Below are 18,607 nucleotides of genomic sequence, written 5' to 3' on the forward strand. Positions count from 1 at the left end.
CGGGCTGCATATAGTAACGGTATGGAACAACACGCCGCCGTTGCGGCAGATAGGATGCGATTACAATATGCCGGAAAACAAGCTGTATCCGCCGGAGGGCCTGCGCCCTCCCTCTTCTTTCACGCTCCAGAGCCTGCGGGAGGCCATGGAGCAGAACACGGTGCTGGAGGATCGGGTCCTCCGGTGTGATGCCGGACACAACCTGCTTCTCTCCCTGGGAGGCATCCAGGCCCGCATTCCCCGGGAGGAGGTCCTCTCCCCCTGGATCAGCGGGGCCCAGCGGGACATCGCCGTCCTCTCCCGGGTGGGAAAGCCCGCCTGTTTTCTCGTGACGGCCCTCCGGGCCGATGAAAAGGGCGCGCCCACGGCACTGCTCTCCCGCCGGGCCGTTCAGGAGCGGGCCATGGACTTCTTCCTGGAGCACCTGCGCCCAGGCTCCGTGGTCACTGCGGTGGTGACGCATCTGGAGTCCTTCGGCGCTTTTTTGGATATCGGCTGCGGCATCGTGGCTATGCTGCCCATCGAGCACATCTCCGTCTCCCGCATTTCCCATCCGAAGGAGCGGTTCCGGCCCGGGCAGAAGATTCTGGCAGCCGTCCGGTCCATAGACCGGGAGAAGCGCCGGATCACCATGACTCACAAGGAGCTGCTGGGCACCTGGATGGAGAATGCCAGCTGGTTTCATCCCGGCGAGACAGTCCGGGGCGAGGTCCGCAGCGTGAAGGAGTACGGCAGCTTCATCGAGCTGGCCCCCAACCTCTCCGGCCTGGCAGACGCCCGGGAGGACCTGCGCCCGGGGGACGGCGTCTCTGTCTACATCAAGTCCATCCGTCCGGAGCGGATGAAGATCAAGCTCCAGGTGATCGAAAAGCTGCCGCCCTTGGCAGAGCCGGAGCCGCTGCGCTATCAGATCACCGACGGGGTACTGGACCGGTGGGTCTACTCCCCTGCCGGGTATGAGAAGCCGGCCGTGGAGACGGTGTTCACGGCTGAGGACCCTTGATCTCGTCCCAGTAGTGCTTGGCGGCCTGCTCCGTCTTGTTATCGCCGTATTCGTAGTAATGGACACCCTTCAGGGCATCGGGCAGATACTGCTGCTGTACCCAGTGGCGGGGAAAGTCGTGGGGGTACAGGTAGCCCTGCTCCCGCTCCATACCGGCGGAGTCCGCGTGAACGTTCTGCAGTTCCCGGGGCACGTCCCCGGTGCGGCCTGCCCTCACGTCTGCCCAGGCCCTGCCGATACCGGCTGTCACGCTGTTGGACTTGGGGGCCGTGGCCAGCAGGATAGCCGCCTGGGCCAGGGGCAGCTGGGCCTCCGGCAGCCCCAGCTGCATGGCAGTATCCACACATGCCTTCACAATGGAGACCGCCTGGGGGTACGCCATCCCCACATCCTCGCTGGCGGAGCACAGCAGCCGCCGGCAGGGGGTGATGAGGTCCCCCGCCTCCAGAAAGCGGGCCAGGTAGTGGAGCGCCGCATCCGGGTCGCTGCCCCGGAGGGACTTCATCAGGGCGGAGGCGGCGTCGTACATGGCGTCGCCGCCTCTGTCGTACCGCATGGCGCTGCGCTGGGCCACCTGCTCCACGTCGTCCAGGGTCAGCATCAGCTTCCCATCTCTGGGCATGGCTGCCCGGCACAGAAGTTCCACCGCATTGATGGCCTTGCGGACGTCGCCGCCGCAAGCGGTGGCGATCTGCCGGGGCACATCCTGCTCCCAGTCCAGGGGCAGAGGCGAACGGTCCTGCTCGATCTTCAGTGCCCGCAGGACAGCGGGTTCCACCTCCTCCGGCGACACGGCCTTGAACTCAAACACCGTGCTGCGGGACAGCAGGGCTCCGTACACATAAAAGTACGGGTTCTCCGTGGTGGAGGCGATGAGGGTCAAAGAGCCGTTCTCCATGAATTCCAGCAGGCTCTGCTGCTGCTTCTTATTGAAGTACTGAATCTCGTCCAGGTACAGCAGAATGCCCCCTGGGGCCAGCAGCGTCCCCACGTCGGCAATGATGTCCTTCACGTCCTGCAAGGATGCGGTGGTGGCGTTGAGCCGGTGGAGGGTCTTATTGGTCTGCCGGGCGATGATGTTGGCGATGGTGGTCTTTCCGGTGCCGGAGGGGCCGTAGAACACCATATTCGCCTCCGTGCCGCTGTCGATCAGCCGCCGGAGCACGGCGCCGGGGGAGAGCAGATGCCGCTGGCCCACCACCTCGTCCAATGTTTTGGGGCGGATCTCATCCGCAAGAGGCCGCTGCATGGCGGCACCCCCTTCCCTGTTGATCTCGGAACATTCATTATAGCATGGCCCATTGGAAATTTCCACCGGGAAAACGCCAAAAAGCCGGGAAGACAGTCCGTCCTCCCGGCTTTCGGCCTGTAAACTCAGCCAACGGTCTTCCAGTGCTTGTCCACGTGGTTCAAAATCTCGCAGCCGTCCTCCGTCACCAGCACTAGGTCCTCCACCCGGACACCGAATTCGCCGGGCAGATACACGCCGGGCTCAATGGAGAAGATCATACCCGGCTTGGCCAGGGTGGTGTTGGTGGCGCTGACGTCGCCCTTCTCATGCTCCGTCTGGCCGATGAAGTGGCCCAGCCGGTGGGTGAAGTATTCTCCGTATCCGGCGGCGGAGATGTGGTCCCGTGCGGCCTTGTCCAGGTCGCACAGGGGCACGCCGGGCCGCAGCATGGACTCCGCCAGCTCGTTGGCCTCCCGCACCAGGTCGTGGATGGCGGCGTACTTGGGATCCGCCGCCCTGCAGAAGAAGGTCCGGGTCATGTCGGAGCAGTAGCGGTTCTTCCGGCAGCCCATGTCAATGACGATGCAGTCCCCAGCCTTCAGGCGGGTCTGGTCCGCCTCGTGGTGGGGGTCCGCGGCGTGGGCGCCGTAGGAGACGATGGGCAGGAACGCAGTGGAGTCACAGCCCTCGGCGGCATACTGGGCCACGATGTAGTCGGCCACCTCCCGCTCGGTCATGCCCTCTTTCATGTAGGCGGCAGCCCGCTCCATCACCACGTCGTTGATGCGGGAGGCCTCCCGCATCAGGTCCCGCTCCACCGCGTCCTTGCAGGCCCGGGCGTCGTCCACGCAGTCGGAGGCCAGCACATACTTGCAGCTGGGATTGTGGGCCATCAGGGGCAGCAGAAACCGGGCGGGCCAGTCCTTGTCCACGCCCATGTCTTTTTCCCCGTCCACGGCATTTGCCAGAATGGCGAGATAGTCGTCCGTGTCGGAGAACCACACCTGCTCATAGGGTGCCTCCGGCACCGGGAACAGTTTGTTCAGAAATAACTTGTGCTGTCCGTCCTTCCGCAGGTAAAAGGCGTACAGCCGTTCAAACGGGAACACATCGTACCCTGTCAGATACCAGATGCTGTCCGGATCGGACACGAGCATCTGCTCCAGGCCCATCCGTTCCATGGCGGCCAGTACGCGGCTGATTCGCTCCTGATACATGATGTCACCCCTCTTTTTTTCCGATAATGGTCTCCACCAGCTCCGGAGAGACCAGAGCCTTTACGGTCTTGACGCCGGTTTTCAGGGACTCTACCGGCGCATACTCGTACCGGCCGTGGGCGTTGTGGCCCGCGCTGGGCAGGTTGGGGCACAGCAGGCCCTTGTAGGTCAGCACACTGCCGTCAGTGCCGCCCCGGATGGGAGAATGGGTGGGGTGCTCAATGCCGGCGGCCTTCATGGCGGACTCTGCCAGCTCCAGAATCTCCATGTGGTCCTTCAGCACCTCGTACATATTGTAGTACTGGTCGTGGGTGTCCACCACCGCGGTGCCGTCGCCCCAGCGGCGGTTGATCTGCTCCGCGGCCTTGTCCATCATGGCCTTGCGCTCCTGGAACCGCTTCATGTCGTGGTCCCGGACGATATACTCCATCGTGGCCTTCTCCGCCTTGCCGTGCATCTCCTGCAGATGGAAGAAGCCCTCGTACCCCTCCGTGTGGGCGGGGGTCTCCAGCGCCGGCAGCAGGGCGTTGTACTCCATGGCGATCAACAGGGCGTTGCGCATCTTGTCCTTGGAGGTGCCCGGGTGGATGCTGAAGCCGTTGATGGTCACCACGGTCTTGGCGGCGTTGAAGGTCTCGTACTCATAGTCGGTGATATCGCCGCCGTCCAGGGTATAGGCAAAGTCCGCGCCGAAGCCGGATACATCGAAGAAGCTGGCGCCCATGCCGATCTCCTCGTCCGGGGTGAAGCCCAGGCAGATTTTGCCGTGGGGAGCCTTCTCTGCCAGCAGCTCCTCCACCGCCTGAAGGATGATGGCGATGCCCGCCTTGTCATCCGCCCCCAGCAGGGTGGTGCCATCGGTGCAGACCAGCTCCTGACCCACGAATTTCTGCAGCTCCGGGAACTGGGCGGCCTCCATGACGATGTTCTGCTCCCGGTTCAGCACCACGTCCCCGCCGGTGTAGTGGATGATCTGGGGTTTCACGTCCTTGCCGGTCATGTCCGGGGTGGTGTCCATGTGGGCGATCAGGCCGATGGCGGGCAGCTGTTCGCACCCCGGCGTGGCATCCAGTGTGGCGTAGACGTAGCACTTGTCATCGTACCGGGCGTTTTCGATGCCAAGGCCGTGGAGCTCCTCTACCAGCAGCTTGGCCATGTCGAACTGGCGGTCCGTGCTGGGGGTGACAGTGCGGCCGGCGTGGTAGTCACTCTCGCTGTACACCTTGGCGTAGCGGATCAGGCGGTCAACAACGGTATCCATGTTCTAGATTCCTCCTTATTCTTCCTTGGAGAGCAGATTCTCCGGATTCAGGCATTTCAATTCGTCCAGCACGAAGAGGCCGTCCTTGCGGATCAGCACGTCATCGAACCAGATCTCGCCCCCGCCGTACTCCGGCGTCTGGATCTGGATCAGGTCCCAATGGACGGCGGAATGGTTGCCGTTGGAGGCATTGTCGTAGCTGTTGCCGGGGGTCAGGTGGAAGCTGCCGGCGATCTTCTCGTCGAACAGAATGTCCCCGATGGGGTGGTTGATCTCCGGGTTCACACCGAAGGCGAACTCGCCGATGTACCGGGCGCCCTCGTCGATGTCCAGAATCTCGTTCATATAGTCCGTGTTGTTGCTGGTGGCCTTGACGATCTTGCCGTCCTTGAACTCCAGATACACATCCCGGAATAAAAAGCCGTCATAGGGGGACGGCACGTTGTAGGTGATGTGCCCGTTGACGGAGTTCTTCACGGGCGAGGTGTAGATCTCACCGTCGGGGATGTTCCGGTTGCCGTGCATCCCGAAGCTGGGGATGCCCTTGATGGAGAAGGAGATGTCTGTGCCGGGAGCGACGATACGGACCTTGTCGGTCCTGGCCATCAGGTCCTGGAGGGGCTGCATGGCCCGGCCCATCTTGTCGTAGTCCACCAGGCAGGCCCGGAAATAGAAGTCCTCATACTCTTCCGTGGAAACGCCCGCCAGCTGGGCCATGGCATCGTTGGGGTACCGGAGCACGGACCACTTGGTATGGTTGCACCGCTCCGCCAGATGGATGGGGCCCCAGTAATACTGGCGGTAGCGCTTCTGGGCCTCGTCGCTGACGTTGTGCCACATGCTGATATTGGTGGTGGCCCGAATGTCGATATAGGCGTCCATGTCCCGCATCCGCTCCAGCTCGTAGGAGGCGATCTCCTCCATGTGCTCCGCGTCGGCTCCCTGGACCAGGGCACCCTCCACGGCGTAGTCGAAGATGTGGACAAAGGGCTTGCCGCCCACAGCATAGGCTTCCTGGACCAGGGACTTCATCAATCCGGTCTCACTGCCGTGGAGCTCAATCAGGATCTTCTCGCCCTTCTCCAGGCCCACAGCGCTGCGGATCAGGAACTGGGCGAATTTGCGGATACGGGGATCTTCCATGGTGGTTCCTCTCTTTCCTTTCAGTCCTTGCGCGTCACCGCACAGAAAAAACGGGGCAGAAGAGCATCTCTTCTGCCCCGCCTGGAATCAGTTGTCCTGGTACAGGGCTTCCAGAGACCGCTTGGGATCGTTGCAGCGGGTCACGGCGCTGACGATCAGTATGGCAATCACCGAGGCAGGCACCGCCACAATGGCGCACTGGATGCCGTAGGGCGTGCCCATCAGCGTCCAGATGATCGTGACCAGACCGCCCACCAGGATACCGGCCATGCCGCCGGCGGGCGTCACCTTCTTGGAGAAGAGGGCGAACAGGATCGCCGGGGTGATGGCGGCGCCGTACATGGTGTAGGCCGTCATCTGCAGGGACAGCACAGTGGGGAAATACAGCGTCAGCGCCACAGCGATGAAGCTGAACACAATGATGGTACCCCGGAGGACCAGCATCTTCTGCTTGTCGGTGGCATCCTTGCGGATGTACTTTACATAGATGTCGTTGGTCAGGTTGGTGGCAGAGGAGAGCAGATAGCTGTCCGCCGTGGTGACGATGAAGGCCATGCAGGCGCACATCACCAGCGCACCGAAGGCCAGAGGCAGGTAGTCCACCGCTACCTGGAAGATCACATTGGAGGGAACGTCCAGGGTGGGATACAGCTTGGCTGCCTGGGTGACTACCAGGACAATGCTGATGATGACCAGGATCTCGCCGATGAACATGCCGATGTTGGACTTCTTGGCCTCGTCGCTGTTTTTGGCAGAGGCGAACCGCTGCAGCATGTTCTGGTCGCCCAGCATCAGGGCCAGGGAGGGCAGGAAGTAGCCCAGCAGCTCCCAGCCGGACATACCGCCGGTAATGGTCATCTTCTCCGGAGGCAGAGTGGCGCCCTGAGAGTTGGCCACGCCGATCAGGAAGGGAATCGCCAGGAAGAAGCCGCCGATCATCAGCAGGGCGCTGATGGCGTCGGAATAGGCCACAGACACCAGACCGCCGCCCACGGTGATGATGGCGATCAGGGCTGTGCAGATGGTCAGGGCCAAGCCGTGGGAGATCTCAATCCCGCTGGAAGCGCACAGCAGCACGATGATGTCCGCCGCAGCCTTCAGCTGGGTGGCCAGCACGCCCACATAGGCCAGCATGACGCACAGGGCGGCGATGATGCTGGCGGCCTTGCCGTAACGGGCGCCCATGATCTCCGGCACCGTGACCTTGTTGGACTTGCGGACCTTGCCGGCGATGAAATACAGCAGGATGATGCCGATGGGCGGCGCCGCAAAGGTGATGAGACCCACCCAGGGGCCGCCGGTGTACACCACGCTGGCGGAGCCGGTGATTCCGCCGCCGCCGCACCAAGTAGCAAGCAGTGTGCCCACCAGGATGATGAAGGGGATCCGGTGGCCGCCGGTCACCATGTCATCCGAGGTCTTGACTTTCTTCCGGGCCACGATCAGCCCGAAGATCGTGAGCAGCACCAGATAGGCGCTGATCGCAACAATGTAAGTCATATATTCTCCTTCTCCTCACACAATAGAATAATAAAGAGATTTTACTCTTTCAGGGGAATAATGTCAAGTTGTATCCCGTCCGGCGTATGCGCCGGCATCCGGACGCGGCAATTTTTCTCTGGCTTTTTGTCGAAATCTGTGGTATCCTGTCCCCGAGGTGAGCGACATGACATCCAAGGCTGCGGTGAACCGCATCATTGAGACACTGAAGGGCATTTACCCGGACGGGCTGTGCTCCTTACAATATAAAAAGGACTACGAGTTGCTGTTTGCGGTGCGCCTGTCCGCCCAGTGCACAGACGAGCGGGTGAACAAGGTGACCCCGGCGCTGTACGCCCGCTTCCCTACCCTGGAAAGTTTTGCCGAGGCGGATCCGGCGGAGGTGGGAGAATACATCCACTCCTGCGGCTTTTACAACGGCAAGGCCCGGGACATCGTGGCCTGTGCCCAGAAGCTGGTGAATGAATACGGCGGCAGAGTCCCCGGCACCATGGAAGAACTGACCGGCCTTCCCGGCGTGGGGCGCAAGACCGCCAATCTGATTCTGGGGGACGTGTTCGGCCAGCCCGCCTATGTCTGCGACACCCACTGCATCCGCATCACGGGACGGCTGGGGATCACCGACGGCTCCAAAGATCCCCTTCAGGTGGAGCGGCAGCTGCGGGAGCGGATCCCTCCCAAGGAGTCCAACAACTTCTGCCACCGGATGGTGCTCTTCGGCCGGGATACCTGCACCGCCCGCTCCCCCAAGTGCGAGGGCTGCCCCCTGGCAAAGGACTGCGACACCGCCAAAGCCGCCAGACGGGGCTGACAGCATTGGAATCACTCTGGAACTTCACGTGTCTGCGCAATGCGCAGGCACGTTTTTTTGTCTTCCCTCATATACTGAGATGAAATCCATCCGACAGACGGCACAAGGAGGCACTATGGACGAACAGACGGCCCGTATGATCCAACAGCTGAAAAGCAACCCCGCCATGCTCCAGGCGCTGATGCAGTCCCGGGACGGGCAGGCGCTGATGCAGATGCTCTCCGGGGGAGACCGTGGAGCATCTCTCCAGCGGGCGGCCCAGTCCGCCGCCAAGGGCAACCCGGCGGAGATGGTCCGCATGGTGAACCAGCTGATGCAGAGCCCGGACGGCGCAGCTTTGATCGACCGCATCAACAAGACCATGAACGGCCGGTAACGGCAAGTACAGAAAGGGGGCGGACCGGCGGTGGCGGAATTCGACGATAAACTGAACAGCATTCTCTCCAACCCGGACGCCATGGCACAGATCATGCAACTGGCCCAGTCTCTCTCCGGTGGGACCGGAGGAAACAACGCCGCCAATGCGCCGCCCCCTCCCCCGTCCCAGCCGGGCGGTTCTTCTCCCGGCTGGGGCCAGCAGCCGCAGACTCCGCCGCCATCCGGCGGCGATCCTCTCTCCGCCCTGGCCGGTGGGCTGGATCCGCAGCTGCTCCTGCGGTTCCTGCCCCTGATCCAGGAGCTGGGAGGAGCACGGGACTCCAACGCCCGGCAGCTGCTGTACGCACTGCGGCCCTATCTCAAGCCGGAGCGGCAGGAGAAGGTGGAACGGGCTCTCCAGCTGGCGCGCCTGTTCCACCTGGGCCGGAAATTTCTGGCTGGATGGGAGGGGTGAGACATGTATAACCGCTACATCCGCAACGACCAGGGCACCTACACCCGTATCCCGGAGGAGGAGCCCCGGCATACACAGGGCGGCACCTCCCCTTCCGGTCAGCCGGAACACCCGCCATCCGGCGGCGGGCAGCAGCCTCCCCATTGGGACAGCGCCCCCCCGCCCCGCCCTGATCCTCCCCCCTCCGGCGAGAATGGGCCGGACAGCCTCAGCAGCCTGCTCCGGCATCTGCTGGACCAGTTTCACCTGAGCAGTGTGGATTCCGGGGACCTGCTGCTGTTGGCCATCCTCTTCTTCCTCTTCCGGGAGGGCGCGGATGAAGAGCTGCTGGTGGCCCTGGGCCTGCTGCTGATCTTGTAAATGACAGAAAAAACACGCCGCAAGCATTCTGTGCTTGCGGCGTGTGGCAAGTGGCTTCAATTCGGATATTTTGTTTCAGCCGTTTCCGCCATCAATCGGTCGAAGTCACTCTGATAATTTTTGTCCTGAATGATATTGATAGGTTTTTCCGTTGTCAGCAACTTGTGTAAATTTTGCACGAGTTTCTTTTTCTGCCAGCTCCCCATCCTGAAAGATGTTCTTGAGGTGCTTGGTCACTACGCTTCGGTCTACATCAAAAAGCTGTGCGATCCCATCCTGAGTCAGCCAGACCTCGCCATCCTGCACACGGACTTCAATACTGTCGTCACCGGCATCCTTAGTGAAAACGAGGAAATCGACTGTACTGTTACGAATGGCTTTTCTGTTTTTTTCGTGTTCATTCCCTCGTATGATGATGGCCGGTTATTTCACGCAGCAACCCCTGACATCCCGCCAGCACATCCTGCCACGTCGCCTCGAAATCGCCGGTATACCACGGGTCGGCAACATCGCCGGGGCGGTCGGTGTAGTCCATCAGGAGGTGCAGCTTGCCGGCAAAGTCGCCGCCGCAGATGCGGTGCATATTCCGCAGGTTCGCACTGTCCATACCGATCAGGAGATCGTATTTTTCGTAGTCGGCATTGGTAAGCTGCCGCGCCGCGTGGCCGTCGCAGGAGATCCCATGCTCCGCCAGCTTGCGCCGCGCCGGAGAATAGACCGGGTTGCCGATCTCCTCCCGGCTGGTGGCCGCCGATTCGATATGGAACTCTGACGCCAGCCCCGCTTTCTTCACTAAGTCCTTCATCACGAACTCGGCCATGGGGCTGCGGCAGATATTTCCATGACACACAAAGAGTATCTTCTTCATCGCTCTCGCTCTCCTGCATTGCTTCTTTTTCCTCAGTATAGCAGGAAACCGCCTGTTCGTCGAGAGTAGAATGCAGCCACGCCTGAGATTCTATGGCGGCCAGCAGTTTTGCTTTCTTCCAGCCGAAGTGCAGCACGACTCGGATGTACCACGCCCGTTCCTCGTTGCTGCTGCACCGTTCTAAAATCGCCACATTCTGCGTCCAGCCGAGGTTCATTGCCAGCCGTATGATTTCAGGGGATTCCTCGTAGGCTGCGTAAAACTCTCGCATACGGCGCAGGTTGCGGGGAGAGAAGCCCTCGGCTGTGGGATAGGCCGCTTGAAGGTATTCCGACGCCGCGACAGCCGCGCCTTTTTCGCTCCTGCCGCTGACCACTCGACCGATCTCGCGGTACAACTCCATCTGCGGGAGCTGCGCCGCCATAAGCGTGTCCAGTGTGGTGAACATGGTGATGTAATCTGTGGGTTTGCGAATGTTCATGGGCTTTCTCCTTTCCGGCGCGGTGCGCCTGATCAACGCTCAAAGCAGAGAAAAGCACGGCGGTGTCACCGTGTTTTCCTCTGCTTTGACCTACTTCAGATGATCCGCACGATCTGCTCCCACAGCAGGATGTGCTTTTCGTCAATGGCTTTGTTGTCGTGATAGTGGCCGAACAGCCAGTAGTGGTATTTTGCTCTTTCCCGTACCTCTTGCAGGAAGTCCGTGAGCCGGTCCGCCTCGTTGTGGCGGCTTCCCATGAGGGCGATGCTGGTGGGAGCGCAGTGGGTGATGATGTAGTCCACCTGCCAGCCGACCGCGTCGAGGCTTCGCCTCGCCTCGGCGTATTCCTCATCGGAAGGCAGTTCCTGCGCCCACCACGAGATGTGGTTGATGCGGTATCTCGCTCTGGGCTTGCGCTGGAGCATCATGAGCCTTCGCTCAAAATCCGGGGCATCCGGCTCCAGAATCCCATCCTCGATGTCGTGGCTTTTTGCGCCGCCCATGGTGAAGAAGCGGCTGCCCTCCAGCTCGAAGATCTGACCGCGCGTCAGATGCAGTACATGAGGGCGAATGCGATGCACCTTGCCGCCGTGCCAATCGTCCACCGGATATCGTTCCAGCGCGTCATAGTTTTCATGATTGCCGCAGACGAAGGCCAGCGTGAAGGGCAGGCGTTCCAGCCAGTCCAGCGTTTCATCGTCGCGGCTGTCACCAAACCACACGCCGCCGAAGTCGCCGGTGATGATGACCGTGTCATCCTTCGTCATGTTCGCTTGCTCCGGGAAACAATCCGATTGGAAACGCCGGAAGTTTCCGTGGCAATCGCCAGTTACATAAATCATATGAATTTCCTCCTCTTAGGTTGGTCTACGGTCTGTTCGATTTCTACGCCGTTGCGGAAAGTGACCTTGATGCGGTTACCCGTCAGGACGGTGACCTTTTCCAGCATCTGATAGACCACGCCATCATCCCACTCTGTGATCCCCACAGTCGCCGCGGTCATTGCCGAGGCTGCCGCATGGATACGACGGCTGATCTGTTCCTGTTCCTGCCGGATACCGAGGATTGCCGCCTTGCGGCGCTTCAGTTCCTCCATCGTGGTGGAGATGGTGCGAAAGCGCTCGGCGTATTCGTCCGCGTCACCATTTGCCGCTTCTGCCAGAAGCGTATCGAATTGTTTGCCCAACTCTGTGACCGCTCGGTCGATATCTCCAAGGCTCATGCTCTCACCGGGAATCGGCGCCAATTCCTGCTCCATCGCATCTACAAGCTGATCTGCCAGAACCTTGCACCCTGACATGGATGCATTGATGGCTGCCAGCACCGCCTGCTGAAGCGGCGATTCGTCCAGCGTCGGAGATTCTTTGCAGTATTTCTTTCCATAGTCCAAGCGGCTGCTGCAGCGCCACACGGCTCGTTTTTCACCGTGCTGTGTCCACACCACTCTGCGGTACGCCGTACCGCACTCGCCGCAGAACAGCAGACCGCTGAGCGCGTATTTGCCGCTGTAACGGCTCATGCCGGTCGGAGCGCTCTTTTTCGTGCTGCTTGTCAATGTTTTGCGCCGTGCCAATTCCACCTGCACGGCATCGAATCGGTCCCGTGGGATAATGGCTTCATGGTGGTTCTGAATCAGATACATGGGAAGCTGTCCGGTATTTTTGATAACCTTTTTACTGATACAATCCTGAATGAATGTTTTCTGGAGCAGGACGTCACCGCAGTATTTTTCGTCAGAGAGGATCGTCCGCAGATTAGAAGTTGTCCATTCCATTGTTCCTGCCGAATTCTTGAAGCCGCCGGATTCCAAGGCTTCCTTGATGCTGCGCAGCGTCTGGCCGGATAAGTACATCTCATAAATTCTTCGGACCGTTTCCGCCTGCTCCGCATTCACCACCATCTCACCGTCAGGGTTCTTTTCATAGCCCAGCAGGGTCTTATACTGGATATTCGCCTTTCCCGTCCGCATCGCCTGATGCTTGCCCCACTTAACACGGGAGGAGATGCCCTCACTTTCGGACTGTGCGAAGGCACCGTGGATAGTGATCAGGAACTCGCTTTCCGGGTAGATGGAGTTGATATTCTGCTCCTCAAAGATGACCGGGATGCCCATGCCGCGCAGTTCGCGGGTATAGTTCAGCGTGTCCACGGTATTACGGGCGAAGCGGGAGACGGATTTGGCAAGGATCATGTCGATTTTGCCCTGCCTGCACTGGCGGATCATGCGAAGAAAATCCTTGCGCTTGCAGGCGGAAGTGCCTGTGATGCCTTCATCCGCGAAAATGTCCGCCATCGTCCACTCCGGATTTTTCATGATTTTTTCCATATAGTATGCTTTCTGGTTTTCGTAGCTGTTGAGCTGCTCGTCCTTTTTCGTGGACACTCGGCAGTATGCGGCTATCCGGAGATTTTTCTTCTTTTCCTGATCCTGCGGCGATTCCTCCTTTGCGGGAATCACGATGACCTTCGGTTCAGGGCGGGACTGCGTCATACATTATCACACTCCTCTAAGACTTGATTATTTTTCAGCAGGACTTTGACTGTTTTGCTGCCATACGTGATTTTCCGGACACTCTGCCGCAGGAGGTTTGCGTCCAGCTCCCACAACTTTGCCTGTTGGTCAAAGATGCGGCGGAGCCGGTGTGATTCATATTCCTCCGTTTTGACACTCGCCAGCTTTAGGGATGCGACCTCCAAGGCTTTTTGCCGCGCGGTGTCCGCATCTACAGGTGGTGTCTGCAGCAGCGTGTCCAGTTCCTGCCGGAGCCGCCGGATATCTTCTGTGGTGGGAACACCGGATGTTTCTATCTTGATGATCTGCGGATCGTCGACCATCTGATTCAGTATCTTGAGGACTTTTCGTGCAACGCTGTCGGGTACGGTGCCGCCGCACAGCTTGCGTAACTCCTTTTGCGCAGGTGTCTGCTTATACTCGGGGCACATCTCTTTCCTGCGTTCCTGGGCGGCGTGAAATTGCTTCGTTGGGATGAGCGCCGGGAATTCTTTCTCACCGATATACCGGTCATCCTCCAGAATTCGCGCCACCATATTTTTGTTCCAGGACTTGTCCTCATCGTAGGGAACATCCTCTGTCTGAAGATGTTCGGCAAGCTGCTTGAAGGAGGCACCAGCAAGGTATTGCAGGTAGATGCTCCGCACCGTTTCCGCCTCCTGCGGCTGTGGCACGATCTCGCCGAGCTTCACTTTATAGCCGAAGGGCTGCTTTCGTTTTCCCATTATCTCCGTGTCCTTTCTATTTTTTCTGTGACCTCCAGTCCATTGAGAAGGCGGAAGCGCAGTGTTTCATTGTCCACGACCACGATTTTCTCGACCATATCGCTGAATAGCTGCTCATCGAAGTCATCCAGCCAGTCCGGTCCGCTTTCGAGCACATCCAGCAGATCCTGTGTTTGCTGGATGGTGTGATCCTCCTCAGACCGCAGGATGCGCTCCTTTTGGAGTTTCAGTTCCCGGCGGCGTTCCGCAAGCTGATTGCTGCGGGATATAAAAATGTCAGGATCGACCACTCCCTGCTGCTTGAGCTGGGCCAGAAGTCGTTCCTGACTGGCGATATCCGATATTTGTTTGTTGATCTCCACGATGTTTTCGCTCCAGAGGAGACTGCCGGTTCTGGCGGCGTAGAGGTCAGAGATGAGTTGGGTGAGAATGTTCGTTCCATAATGTTTAAGATTGTAATATACATGGAGGAATGCGTTTTTCATCTGTTCCTCTGGAACCTGCGTATTGGGGCAGGCGGTGATAGACTTGTCGTGTCTGCGACACGCCCAATTTACAGAGCCACCACAATTTTTCCTTTTGCAGAGTGTGCCGCAATGACCGCACACGACTTTACGCGCGAAAGCGTGTGGGACATCTGACCGTGGATGAATCGCGGCACTTCTCTGTGTCAGAAGTTCCTGCACCTTTTGAAAAATCTCTCTACTGATGATTGCGGGATGAGAATCTATCACAAGATACTGTTTTCGTTCGCCGTGGTTGATTTTTTGCTGCCGAGGAAAGCTGCGGGTGGTATATTTCTTTTGAGACAGAGAATCTCCGGCGTATTTTTCGTTTTGCAGTATGTACTGGATGGAGGTTAACTGCCAATATTGAGTGCCGTCCCGCGTTGGACAGCCCAGCGCCGTGATTTCCTTTGCAATATTCTCCATACTGACACCTGCAAGGTAACGGTCGAAGATATGTCGGATGATTGACGCTTCATCCTCTTGAATCTCCAAATGATCTTTAACGAGCCGATAGCCATAGGGTGCTTTGCAGGTGGAAAATCTCCCTTTGCTCATTCGGACTCTGTAGCTCCACCGCACCCGTTCGGAGATAGCCTCGCTCTCCCGCTGGGCCAGTGCCGCGAACATGGCAATAAGAACTTCGCCGGACACCTGCGCGGTGTCAATGTTTTGCTCCTCAAAGTAGACGCTGATGTTGAGAGACTTCAGTTCCCGTACAGCCGCCAGACTTTCCTTGGTATTCCGGGCGAAGCGGGAGGAAGATTTCACAAGGATGCGGTCGATGCGCCCTTTTCGGCAGTCCTCCATCATCCGTAGGAAGTCATCCCGCTTGTCTATGGACGTGCCGGTGATGCCCTGGTCGGCATATATGTCTGCCAACTCCCAATCATGGTTGTCTGTGATGAGTTTGGAGAAGTAGGCATTCTGCGCGGCAAAGGAGTGTTCTTGATCCTTGGAGTTGGAACTGACACGGGTATACGCTGCCACGCGGAGTTTTCGTGCGGTTTCCTGATTCGCTGCCGGGATCGTAATGACCCGCGGAGCCATCGCCAGAGAACCGTTGGTTTTCTCCTTATCACTCATTCCTCTGCCACCTCCTTCGTCAGTAACACACAATACCATATAACATCCGCAATAGCTATCCTAAAAGCGAAGAAATCAAAGAGAAATAATGATGTCTGCGCCAAGCTGTACCCTCAGCCGCGCGGCGATCTTTTTGGCTTCGCTGCCGCTGACGAGACCCTGCTCCCGCAGGCTGCGAAGCATGGTGACGATGCCGAGATAATCTGCGTTTGGATTCATTCGGATTCCTCCTTTTGTGAGTTAATTTGAATGAAAACTCCCAAGCCCACTTTCACAAATGGGTTTGGGAGTTTTCGTTATGGGATCTTAGCACAGCACCATAAATCGAACAAGCGTTTGTATAAAACTTTCGGCTGGATTCTTGTGGAAACAGCCGATTTCAAAAATAGGGGTATCATGTTACAATGGTGCCTGTTTGTGGAAAGGGATGAGAACTATGCTTTATACAACGGAAGAAGCGGCTGTCATTTGCGGTTTTTTGAACGCGCATTTGGCGCAGGCCGGTGTGGAAGTGTCTGTGCGGAAACGAAACGCCGCGTTTCAGCGCGGTGTCATAATGGGAACGCTGCAGCCGGATGACTACAGATGGGCAGAGAATGTTCTCTGCTTTCTGAAGCCCTGCTGGTGGCAGTTACATGAAGATCATAGAGCCTTAGAGAATGTGCTGTTGAAAACACATCTTTTAGCTCAGAAATAAAAACAGAGGGCCGCTCCTGTCTTGGTTGGAAGCATATTGCTATACCCGGATATGGAGCGGCCCTCATTATATTTTTTAAAGTTCTTTTGCTCAGTCCTATTCGACACTACTTCCCGGACTGTCGGGCGGTTGAACGAACCGGCGCCTGGCAGCGCCCATCGGGAATCTAACCCCTCAGAGGATCTCTCCGAGCTGCCCCCATTGCTTGCGGCTGTGGCTGGACAGAATGTACCATTATAGGCTGACGGGATCATTGCGAGACGGGCTGCCATGCCCGCTTTTGGCTGAATGAGTTTCGCTCTGCACCTTATTGGCCGTTCATTGACATCGGAGTAATTCCGATGCAGGTGGTCTTCGCGCATTCGCCGCATCGCTGTTCCCCCTCGCCGGGGGACCGTCAACTGACGTTATTCGTCACCGGATATTCAGTTTTCAATGTTCACAAGAAGATTCTTTTCTTCTCGTATGTATACGGGAAAAAACTGGCATCTTAACAACCCTGCTCATCCAAATTATTTTTAATTTTTTTCAGGATGCGCTTTTTCCGCACATGAATGGCCTGCTGAGAGACCCCAAGCATCTGTGCGTATTCCTTTTCGGAGCGGTTTTTGAAGTAAAGCTCGTAGATCAGCTCATAATCCTTCGGCGGGAGCAGATCCAGAATATTACGCAGGGACTGACGCACCATTTCCTCAATTGCCTGATTTTCAGGGGTGTTGTCATAATCAATAAATTCATGGAACCGCTCGTATCCGTCATTTTCACCGCCGATCAGAGAACTCATCTGCGTTTCGTGTTTGTAAAAGCGTTCCGTGCTGTCTTCAATGTGCCATTTCGTCCGTCTGTAGGTCTGGAAGACTTCTTTTGTGACCTGGACGAGCTCAAATTCGCCGGTCATAGTGTTGTAAATATTGAGAATATATGCTTTTTCAGACATGATTTTTGATCTCCTTTGTGATTTTTTGAATTTGGTAAGGTTCAAAAAATCGGGAGATCAGGGGTATTCAGCGATATACGGTTCCCACGCTAAAAGGGGGAGGATATGAAAAAAGCGCATTGCAGACTCCTTTTCCGGAGCTGCATGCGCAAAAAAAGAGCTGCTTGATTTGTCTGACCATTGGCCGCGTTGACAGAACTATGTTCCTAAAAGGAACGATAGTTACAAATCAAGCGGCACATGGGATGGTCACGCATCAAGCGGCTCCGAGGCTCATACTTGGTATTTAATTGTTGGGGACAGATCGATTATTCGCGGTTATGCGATGCGGAATACAACAGGCGGGAAGAAAACCGCCTCTCCGCATTGCGGGCACTTCAGGTATGTCGCGCCGTGGGCCCCTTTGCAGAGCGTTTCAAGCCGCAGCTTACAATACGGGCAAAGCCGTGCCATGGTGATATGGGTGGAGTACTGCTGCTCAAGCTCCCGCTGTTCGGCTTGGATGCAGGCATACCGCTGCGGGTCAAGCGCTTTGGAATTGATTTTTGCCATAATAACAACTACCTCCTATGCTGTGTCAAAGTCATCCGCATAAATATGGATGGGCGCATACGGATTACTAAAATCATTTCGGCCGATCATGCCAAGATTGTCCAGACGAATGGATAATGCTGTTTTCGAGACGCCCAGACGCTTTGCCATTTCAGAAAATAGGGCGTATTCCTTGGGGGCAAATACTTTGTTCAGGAGTTTGATCTGTCGGCCAAGGCCAAGCTCATCCATGTAGCGGTCGATCAGCTCACGGGGGAGTAGGAGATACGCCGTCAGCACATTCGTTTGCCATTCTACCCAGTCGGTGATGGGGTATGTGCAGCGCTCATCCGCAAGGCGGCAGATGAACGGCTGCGCGCTTGGATTGTATTCCTCCGGGTAAAGCATACCGAGGATCTGGTGCGCGGCTTCATGTACCAGAGTGAAATTCAACCGCCCCACCGATCCCGCATTTGCGAGGTTTTGATCCACATAGGCGATATTGCCGTTCAAGTGAAATTCCTGGACTGACCCGTTTCCACGGGGAACGGATATGGTGAGATCGACGTCGCTATAGGAGGTCAGTCCAAGGATCGAGCCCGTTACGCTCATATCCGCAAACGCGAAGTGAAGTCCGCAGATCTTTTCCGCAAAGTCGACCGGGTCGATGCGATCCATTTTGCGGTCTGACAGCGTCAGATAGCGGAACAGCACTCTGCGGGATATCCGTTCAAGATTTTTCCGAGATAAAATCGGCATCCGTGTTCCTCCTCACATCTTGGCTGTCATGGAAGGGAAGATGTTCCCTTGGCTATGGCCCCATCATAACAATCTCATAAAGCTATGTCAATGTCGCATTTGTAGCGTAACAAGCTATTTGTGATTGACAAGAATAGCTATTCCCGT

21 protein-coding genes and 2 pseudogenes are annotated in these 18,607 nt (G+C 57.5%); 6 read left to right on the plus strand and 17 right to left on the minus strand.

Annotated features, from left to right (window positions below):
* The first annotated feature begins 67 nt into the window (after nucleotides 1–67).
* Nucleotides 68–1,003, plus strand: coding sequence for a S1 RNA-binding domain-containing protein (locus tag DN611_RS07140; protein WP_021750677.1), 936 nt, complete (start codon nucleotides 68–70; stop codon nucleotides 1,001–1,003).
* On the opposite strand, the gene DN611_RS07145 is transcribed toward DN611_RS07140, so the two are convergent.
* From DN611_RS07145 to DN611_RS07165, 5 genes are all read right to left on the minus strand, one after another.
* Complete coding sequence (locus DN611_RS07145; RefSeq protein ID WP_119310974.1) at nucleotides 984–2,252, minus strand: replication-associated recombination protein A; 1,269 nt, start codon at nucleotides 2,250–2,252, stop codon at nucleotides 984–986. The two genes, DN611_RS07140 and DN611_RS07145, sit on opposite strands and share 20 nt — an antisense overlap.
* 125 nt (nucleotides 2,253–2,377) lie before the next feature.
* Nucleotides 2,378–3,451, minus strand: coding sequence for a M24 family metallopeptidase (locus tag DN611_RS07150; protein WP_021750679.1), 1,074 nt, complete (start codon nucleotides 3,449–3,451; stop codon nucleotides 2,378–2,380).
* A 4-nt stretch (nucleotides 3,452–3,455) separates the two neighbouring features.
* Nucleotides 3,456–4,712: a peptidase T gene (gene pepT / locus DN611_RS07155; protein WP_021750680.1), complete on the minus strand. Its 1,257-nt coding sequence runs from the start codon at nucleotides 4,710–4,712 to the stop codon at nucleotides 3,456–3,458.
* Between the two features lie 15 nt (nucleotides 4,713–4,727).
* On the minus strand, nucleotides 4,728–5,855 hold the full coding sequence (locus DN611_RS07160) for an aminopeptidase (protein ID WP_021750681.1): 1,128 nt from the start codon (nucleotides 5,853–5,855) through the stop codon (nucleotides 4,728–4,730).
* An 87-nt stretch (nucleotides 5,856–5,942) separates the two neighbouring features.
* Entirely contained in the window at nucleotides 5,943–7,355 is a 1,413-nt protein-coding gene (locus DN611_RS07165; protein WP_021750682.1) for a sodium:solute symporter family protein, read from the minus strand.
* Between the two features lie 166 nt (nucleotides 7,356–7,521).
* Between DN611_RS07165 and nth the strand changes: the two genes are divergently transcribed.
* The 4 genes from nth to DN611_RS07185 all read left to right on the plus strand — a co-directional run bounded on the left by nth (nucleotide 7,522) and on the right by DN611_RS07185 (nucleotide 9,358).
* A complete protein-coding gene (nth, locus tag DN611_RS07170) occupies nucleotides 7,522–8,166 on the plus strand; it encodes an endonuclease III (RefSeq protein ID WP_021750684.1) in 645 nt (214 codons plus the stop codon).
* Nucleotides 8,167–8,281: 115 nt separating this feature from the next.
* Entirely contained in the window at nucleotides 8,282–8,542 is a 261-nt protein-coding gene (locus DN611_RS07175; RefSeq protein WP_025544228.1) for a hypothetical protein, read from the plus strand.
* A gap of 30 nt (nucleotides 8,543–8,572) precedes the next feature.
* A complete protein-coding gene (locus tag DN611_RS07180; RefSeq protein ID WP_021750686.1) occupies nucleotides 8,573–8,998 on the plus strand; it encodes a hypothetical protein in 426 nt (141 codons plus the stop codon).
* A gap of 3 nt (nucleotides 8,999–9,001) precedes the next feature.
* On the plus strand, nucleotides 9,002–9,358 hold the full coding sequence (locus DN611_RS07185) for a hypothetical protein (RefSeq protein WP_119310975.1): 357 nt from the start codon (nucleotides 9,002–9,004) through the stop codon (nucleotides 9,356–9,358).
* 105 nt (nucleotides 9,359–9,463) lie between these two features.
* Here DN611_RS07185 and DN611_RS07190 read toward each other — a convergent pair whose 3' ends face one another.
* From DN611_RS07190 to DN611_RS16795, 9 genes and pseudogenes are all read right to left on the minus strand, one after another.
* Entirely contained in the window at nucleotides 9,464–9,664 is a 201-nt protein-coding gene (locus DN611_RS07190) for a hypothetical protein (RefSeq protein ID WP_333637355.1), read from the minus strand.
* A gap of 91 nt (nucleotides 9,665–9,755) precedes the next feature.
* On the minus strand, nucleotides 9,756–10,226 hold the full coding sequence (locus DN611_RS16670) for a low molecular weight protein-tyrosine-phosphatase (RefSeq protein WP_119310976.1): 471 nt from the start codon (nucleotides 10,224–10,226) through the stop codon (nucleotides 9,756–9,758).
* Between the two features lie 88 nt (nucleotides 10,227–10,314).
* Nucleotides 10,315–10,707: pseudogene (locus tag DN611_RS17285) on the minus strand (DUF1016 N-terminal domain-containing protein); the annotation flags it as partial.
* A 95-nt stretch (nucleotides 10,708–10,802) separates the two neighbouring features.
* Nucleotides 10,803–11,549, minus strand: a complete 747-nt coding sequence (locus DN611_RS07205; protein ID WP_119310977.1) for a metallophosphoesterase family protein — start codon at nucleotides 11,547–11,549, stop codon at nucleotides 10,803–10,805.
* Nucleotides 11,546–12,676 (minus strand): recombinase family protein, encoded by a 1,131-nt coding sequence (locus tag DN611_RS07210; protein ID WP_442950798.1) that lies wholly within the window; start codon nucleotides 12,674–12,676, stop codon nucleotides 11,546–11,548. Before DN611_RS07210 ends, DN611_RS07205 begins: the two co-directional genes overlap by 4 nt.
* Nucleotides 12,656–13,198 (minus strand): annotated as a pseudogene (locus tag DN611_RS17290) (recombinase family protein); the annotation flags it as partial. The pseudogene DN611_RS17290 and the gene DN611_RS07210, both read right to left, overlap by 21 nt.
* Nucleotides 13,195–13,944 (minus strand): recombinase family protein, encoded by a 750-nt coding sequence (locus DN611_RS07215; protein ID WP_119310979.1) that lies wholly within the window; start codon nucleotides 13,942–13,944, stop codon nucleotides 13,195–13,197. The pseudogene DN611_RS17290 and the gene DN611_RS07215, both read right to left, overlap by 4 nt.
* Complete coding sequence (locus DN611_RS07220; protein ID WP_119310980.1) at nucleotides 13,944–15,536, minus strand: recombinase family protein; 1,593 nt, start codon at nucleotides 15,534–15,536, stop codon at nucleotides 13,944–13,946. The genes DN611_RS07215 and DN611_RS07220 overlap by 1 nt, the downstream gene beginning before the upstream one ends.
* A gap of 75 nt (nucleotides 15,537–15,611) precedes the next feature.
* On the minus strand, nucleotides 15,612–15,755 hold the full coding sequence (locus tag DN611_RS16795) for a hypothetical protein (RefSeq protein ID WP_174232995.1): 144 nt from the start codon (nucleotides 15,753–15,755) through the stop codon (nucleotides 15,612–15,614).
* 217 nt (nucleotides 15,756–15,972) lie between these two features.
* On the opposite strand from DN611_RS16795, the gene DN611_RS07225 reads away from it, so the two are divergent.
* Nucleotides 15,973–16,233, plus strand: coding sequence for a hypothetical protein (locus tag DN611_RS07225; RefSeq protein WP_119310981.1), 261 nt, complete (start codon nucleotides 15,973–15,975; stop codon nucleotides 16,231–16,233).
* 490 nt (nucleotides 16,234–16,723) lie between these two features.
* On the opposite strand, the gene DN611_RS07230 is transcribed toward DN611_RS07225, so the two are convergent.
* From DN611_RS07230 to DN611_RS07240, 3 genes are all read right to left on the minus strand, one after another.
* The gene (locus tag DN611_RS07230; RefSeq protein ID WP_119310982.1) at nucleotides 16,724–17,170 is read right to left on the minus strand and encodes a sigma-70 family RNA polymerase sigma factor; all 447 of its coding nucleotides are present in this window, start codon (nucleotides 17,168–17,170) and stop codon (nucleotides 16,724–16,726) included.
* 318 nt (nucleotides 17,171–17,488) lie between these two features.
* Nucleotides 17,489–17,722 (minus strand): hypothetical protein, encoded by a 234-nt coding sequence (locus DN611_RS07235; RefSeq protein WP_119310983.1) that lies wholly within the window; start codon nucleotides 17,720–17,722, stop codon nucleotides 17,489–17,491.
* Nucleotides 17,723–17,737: 15 nt separating this feature from the next.
* Entirely contained in the window at nucleotides 17,738–18,460 is a 723-nt protein-coding gene (locus DN611_RS07240; RefSeq protein ID WP_119310984.1) for an ImmA/IrrE family metallo-endopeptidase, read from the minus strand.
* Nucleotides 18,461–18,607: the final 147 nt, after the last annotated feature.

The organism is Oscillibacter sp. PEA192 (assembly GCF_003574015.1).
In the GTDB taxonomy this organism is placed as follows: domain Bacteria; phylum Bacillota; class Clostridia; order Oscillospirales; family Oscillospiraceae; genus Oscillibacter; species Oscillibacter welbionis.

What these genes read in the sequence shown, in the direction of transcription:
- pepT (WP_021750680.1), bottom strand. Translation starts at nt 4,712, where the DNA reads ATGGATACCGTTGTTGACCGCCTGATCCGCTACGCCAAGGTGTACAGC.
- nth (WP_021750684.1), top strand. Translation starts at nt 7,522, where the DNA reads ATGACATCCAAGGCTGCGGTGAACCGCATCATTGAGACACTGAAGGGC.
- DN611_RS07240 (WP_119310984.1), bottom strand. Translation starts at nt 18,460, where the DNA reads ATGCCGATTTTATCTCGGAAAAATCTTGAACGGATATCCCGCAGAGTG.
- DN611_RS07225 (WP_119310981.1), top strand. Translation starts at nt 15,973, where the DNA reads ATGCTTTATACAACGGAAGAAGCGGCTGTCATTTGCGGTTTTTTGAAC.
- DN611_RS07145 (WP_119310974.1), bottom strand. Translation starts at nt 2,252, where the DNA reads ATGCAGCGGCCTCTTGCGGATGAGATCCGCCCCAAAACATTGGACGAG.
- DN611_RS07220 (WP_119310980.1), bottom strand. Translation starts at nt 15,536, where the DNA reads ATGAGTGATAAGGAGAAAACCAACGGTTCTCTGGCGATGGCTCCGCGG.
- DN611_RS07230 (WP_119310982.1), bottom strand. Translation starts at nt 17,170, where the DNA reads ATGTCTGAAAAAGCATATATTCTCAATATTTACAACACTATGACCGGC.
- DN611_RS07165 (WP_021750682.1), bottom strand. Translation starts at nt 7,355, where the DNA reads ATGACTTACATTGTTGCGATCAGCGCCTATCTGGTGCTGCTCACGATC.
- DN611_RS07175 (WP_025544228.1), top strand. Translation starts at nt 8,282, where the DNA reads ATGGACGAACAGACGGCCCGTATGATCCAACAGCTGAAAAGCAACCCC.
- DN611_RS07160 (WP_021750681.1), bottom strand. Translation starts at nt 5,855, where the DNA reads ATGGAAGATCCCCGTATCCGCAAATTCGCCCAGTTCCTGATCCGCAGC.
- DN611_RS07210 (WP_442950798.1), bottom strand. Translation starts at nt 12,676, where the DNA reads ATGCGGACGGGAAAGGCGAATATCCAGTATAAGACCCTGCTGGGCTAT.
- DN611_RS07150 (WP_021750679.1), bottom strand. Translation starts at nt 3,451, where the DNA reads ATGTATCAGGAGCGAATCAGCCGCGTACTGGCCGCCATGGAACGGATG.
- DN611_RS07235 (WP_119310983.1), bottom strand. Translation starts at nt 17,722, where the DNA reads ATGGCAAAAATCAATTCCAAAGCGCTTGACCCGCAGCGGTATGCCTGC.
- DN611_RS07205 (WP_119310977.1), bottom strand. Translation starts at nt 11,549, where the DNA reads ATGATTTATGTAACTGGCGATTGCCACGGAAACTTCCGGCGTTTCCAA.
- DN611_RS16670 (WP_119310976.1), bottom strand. Translation starts at nt 10,226, where the DNA reads ATGAAGAAGATACTCTTTGTGTGTCATGGAAATATCTGCCGCAGCCCC.
- DN611_RS07140 (WP_021750677.1), top strand. Translation starts at nt 68, where the DNA reads ATGCCGGAAAACAAGCTGTATCCGCCGGAGGGCCTGCGCCCTCCCTCT.
- DN611_RS16795 (WP_174232995.1), bottom strand. Translation starts at nt 15,755, where the DNA reads ATGAATCCAAACGCAGATTATCTCGGCATCGTCACCATGCTTCGCAGC.
- DN611_RS07185 (WP_119310975.1), top strand. Translation starts at nt 9,002, where the DNA reads ATGTATAACCGCTACATCCGCAACGACCAGGGCACCTACACCCGTATC.
- DN611_RS07215 (WP_119310979.1), bottom strand. Translation starts at nt 13,944, where the DNA reads ATGGGAAAACGAAAGCAGCCCTTCGGCTATAAAGTGAAGCTCGGCGAG.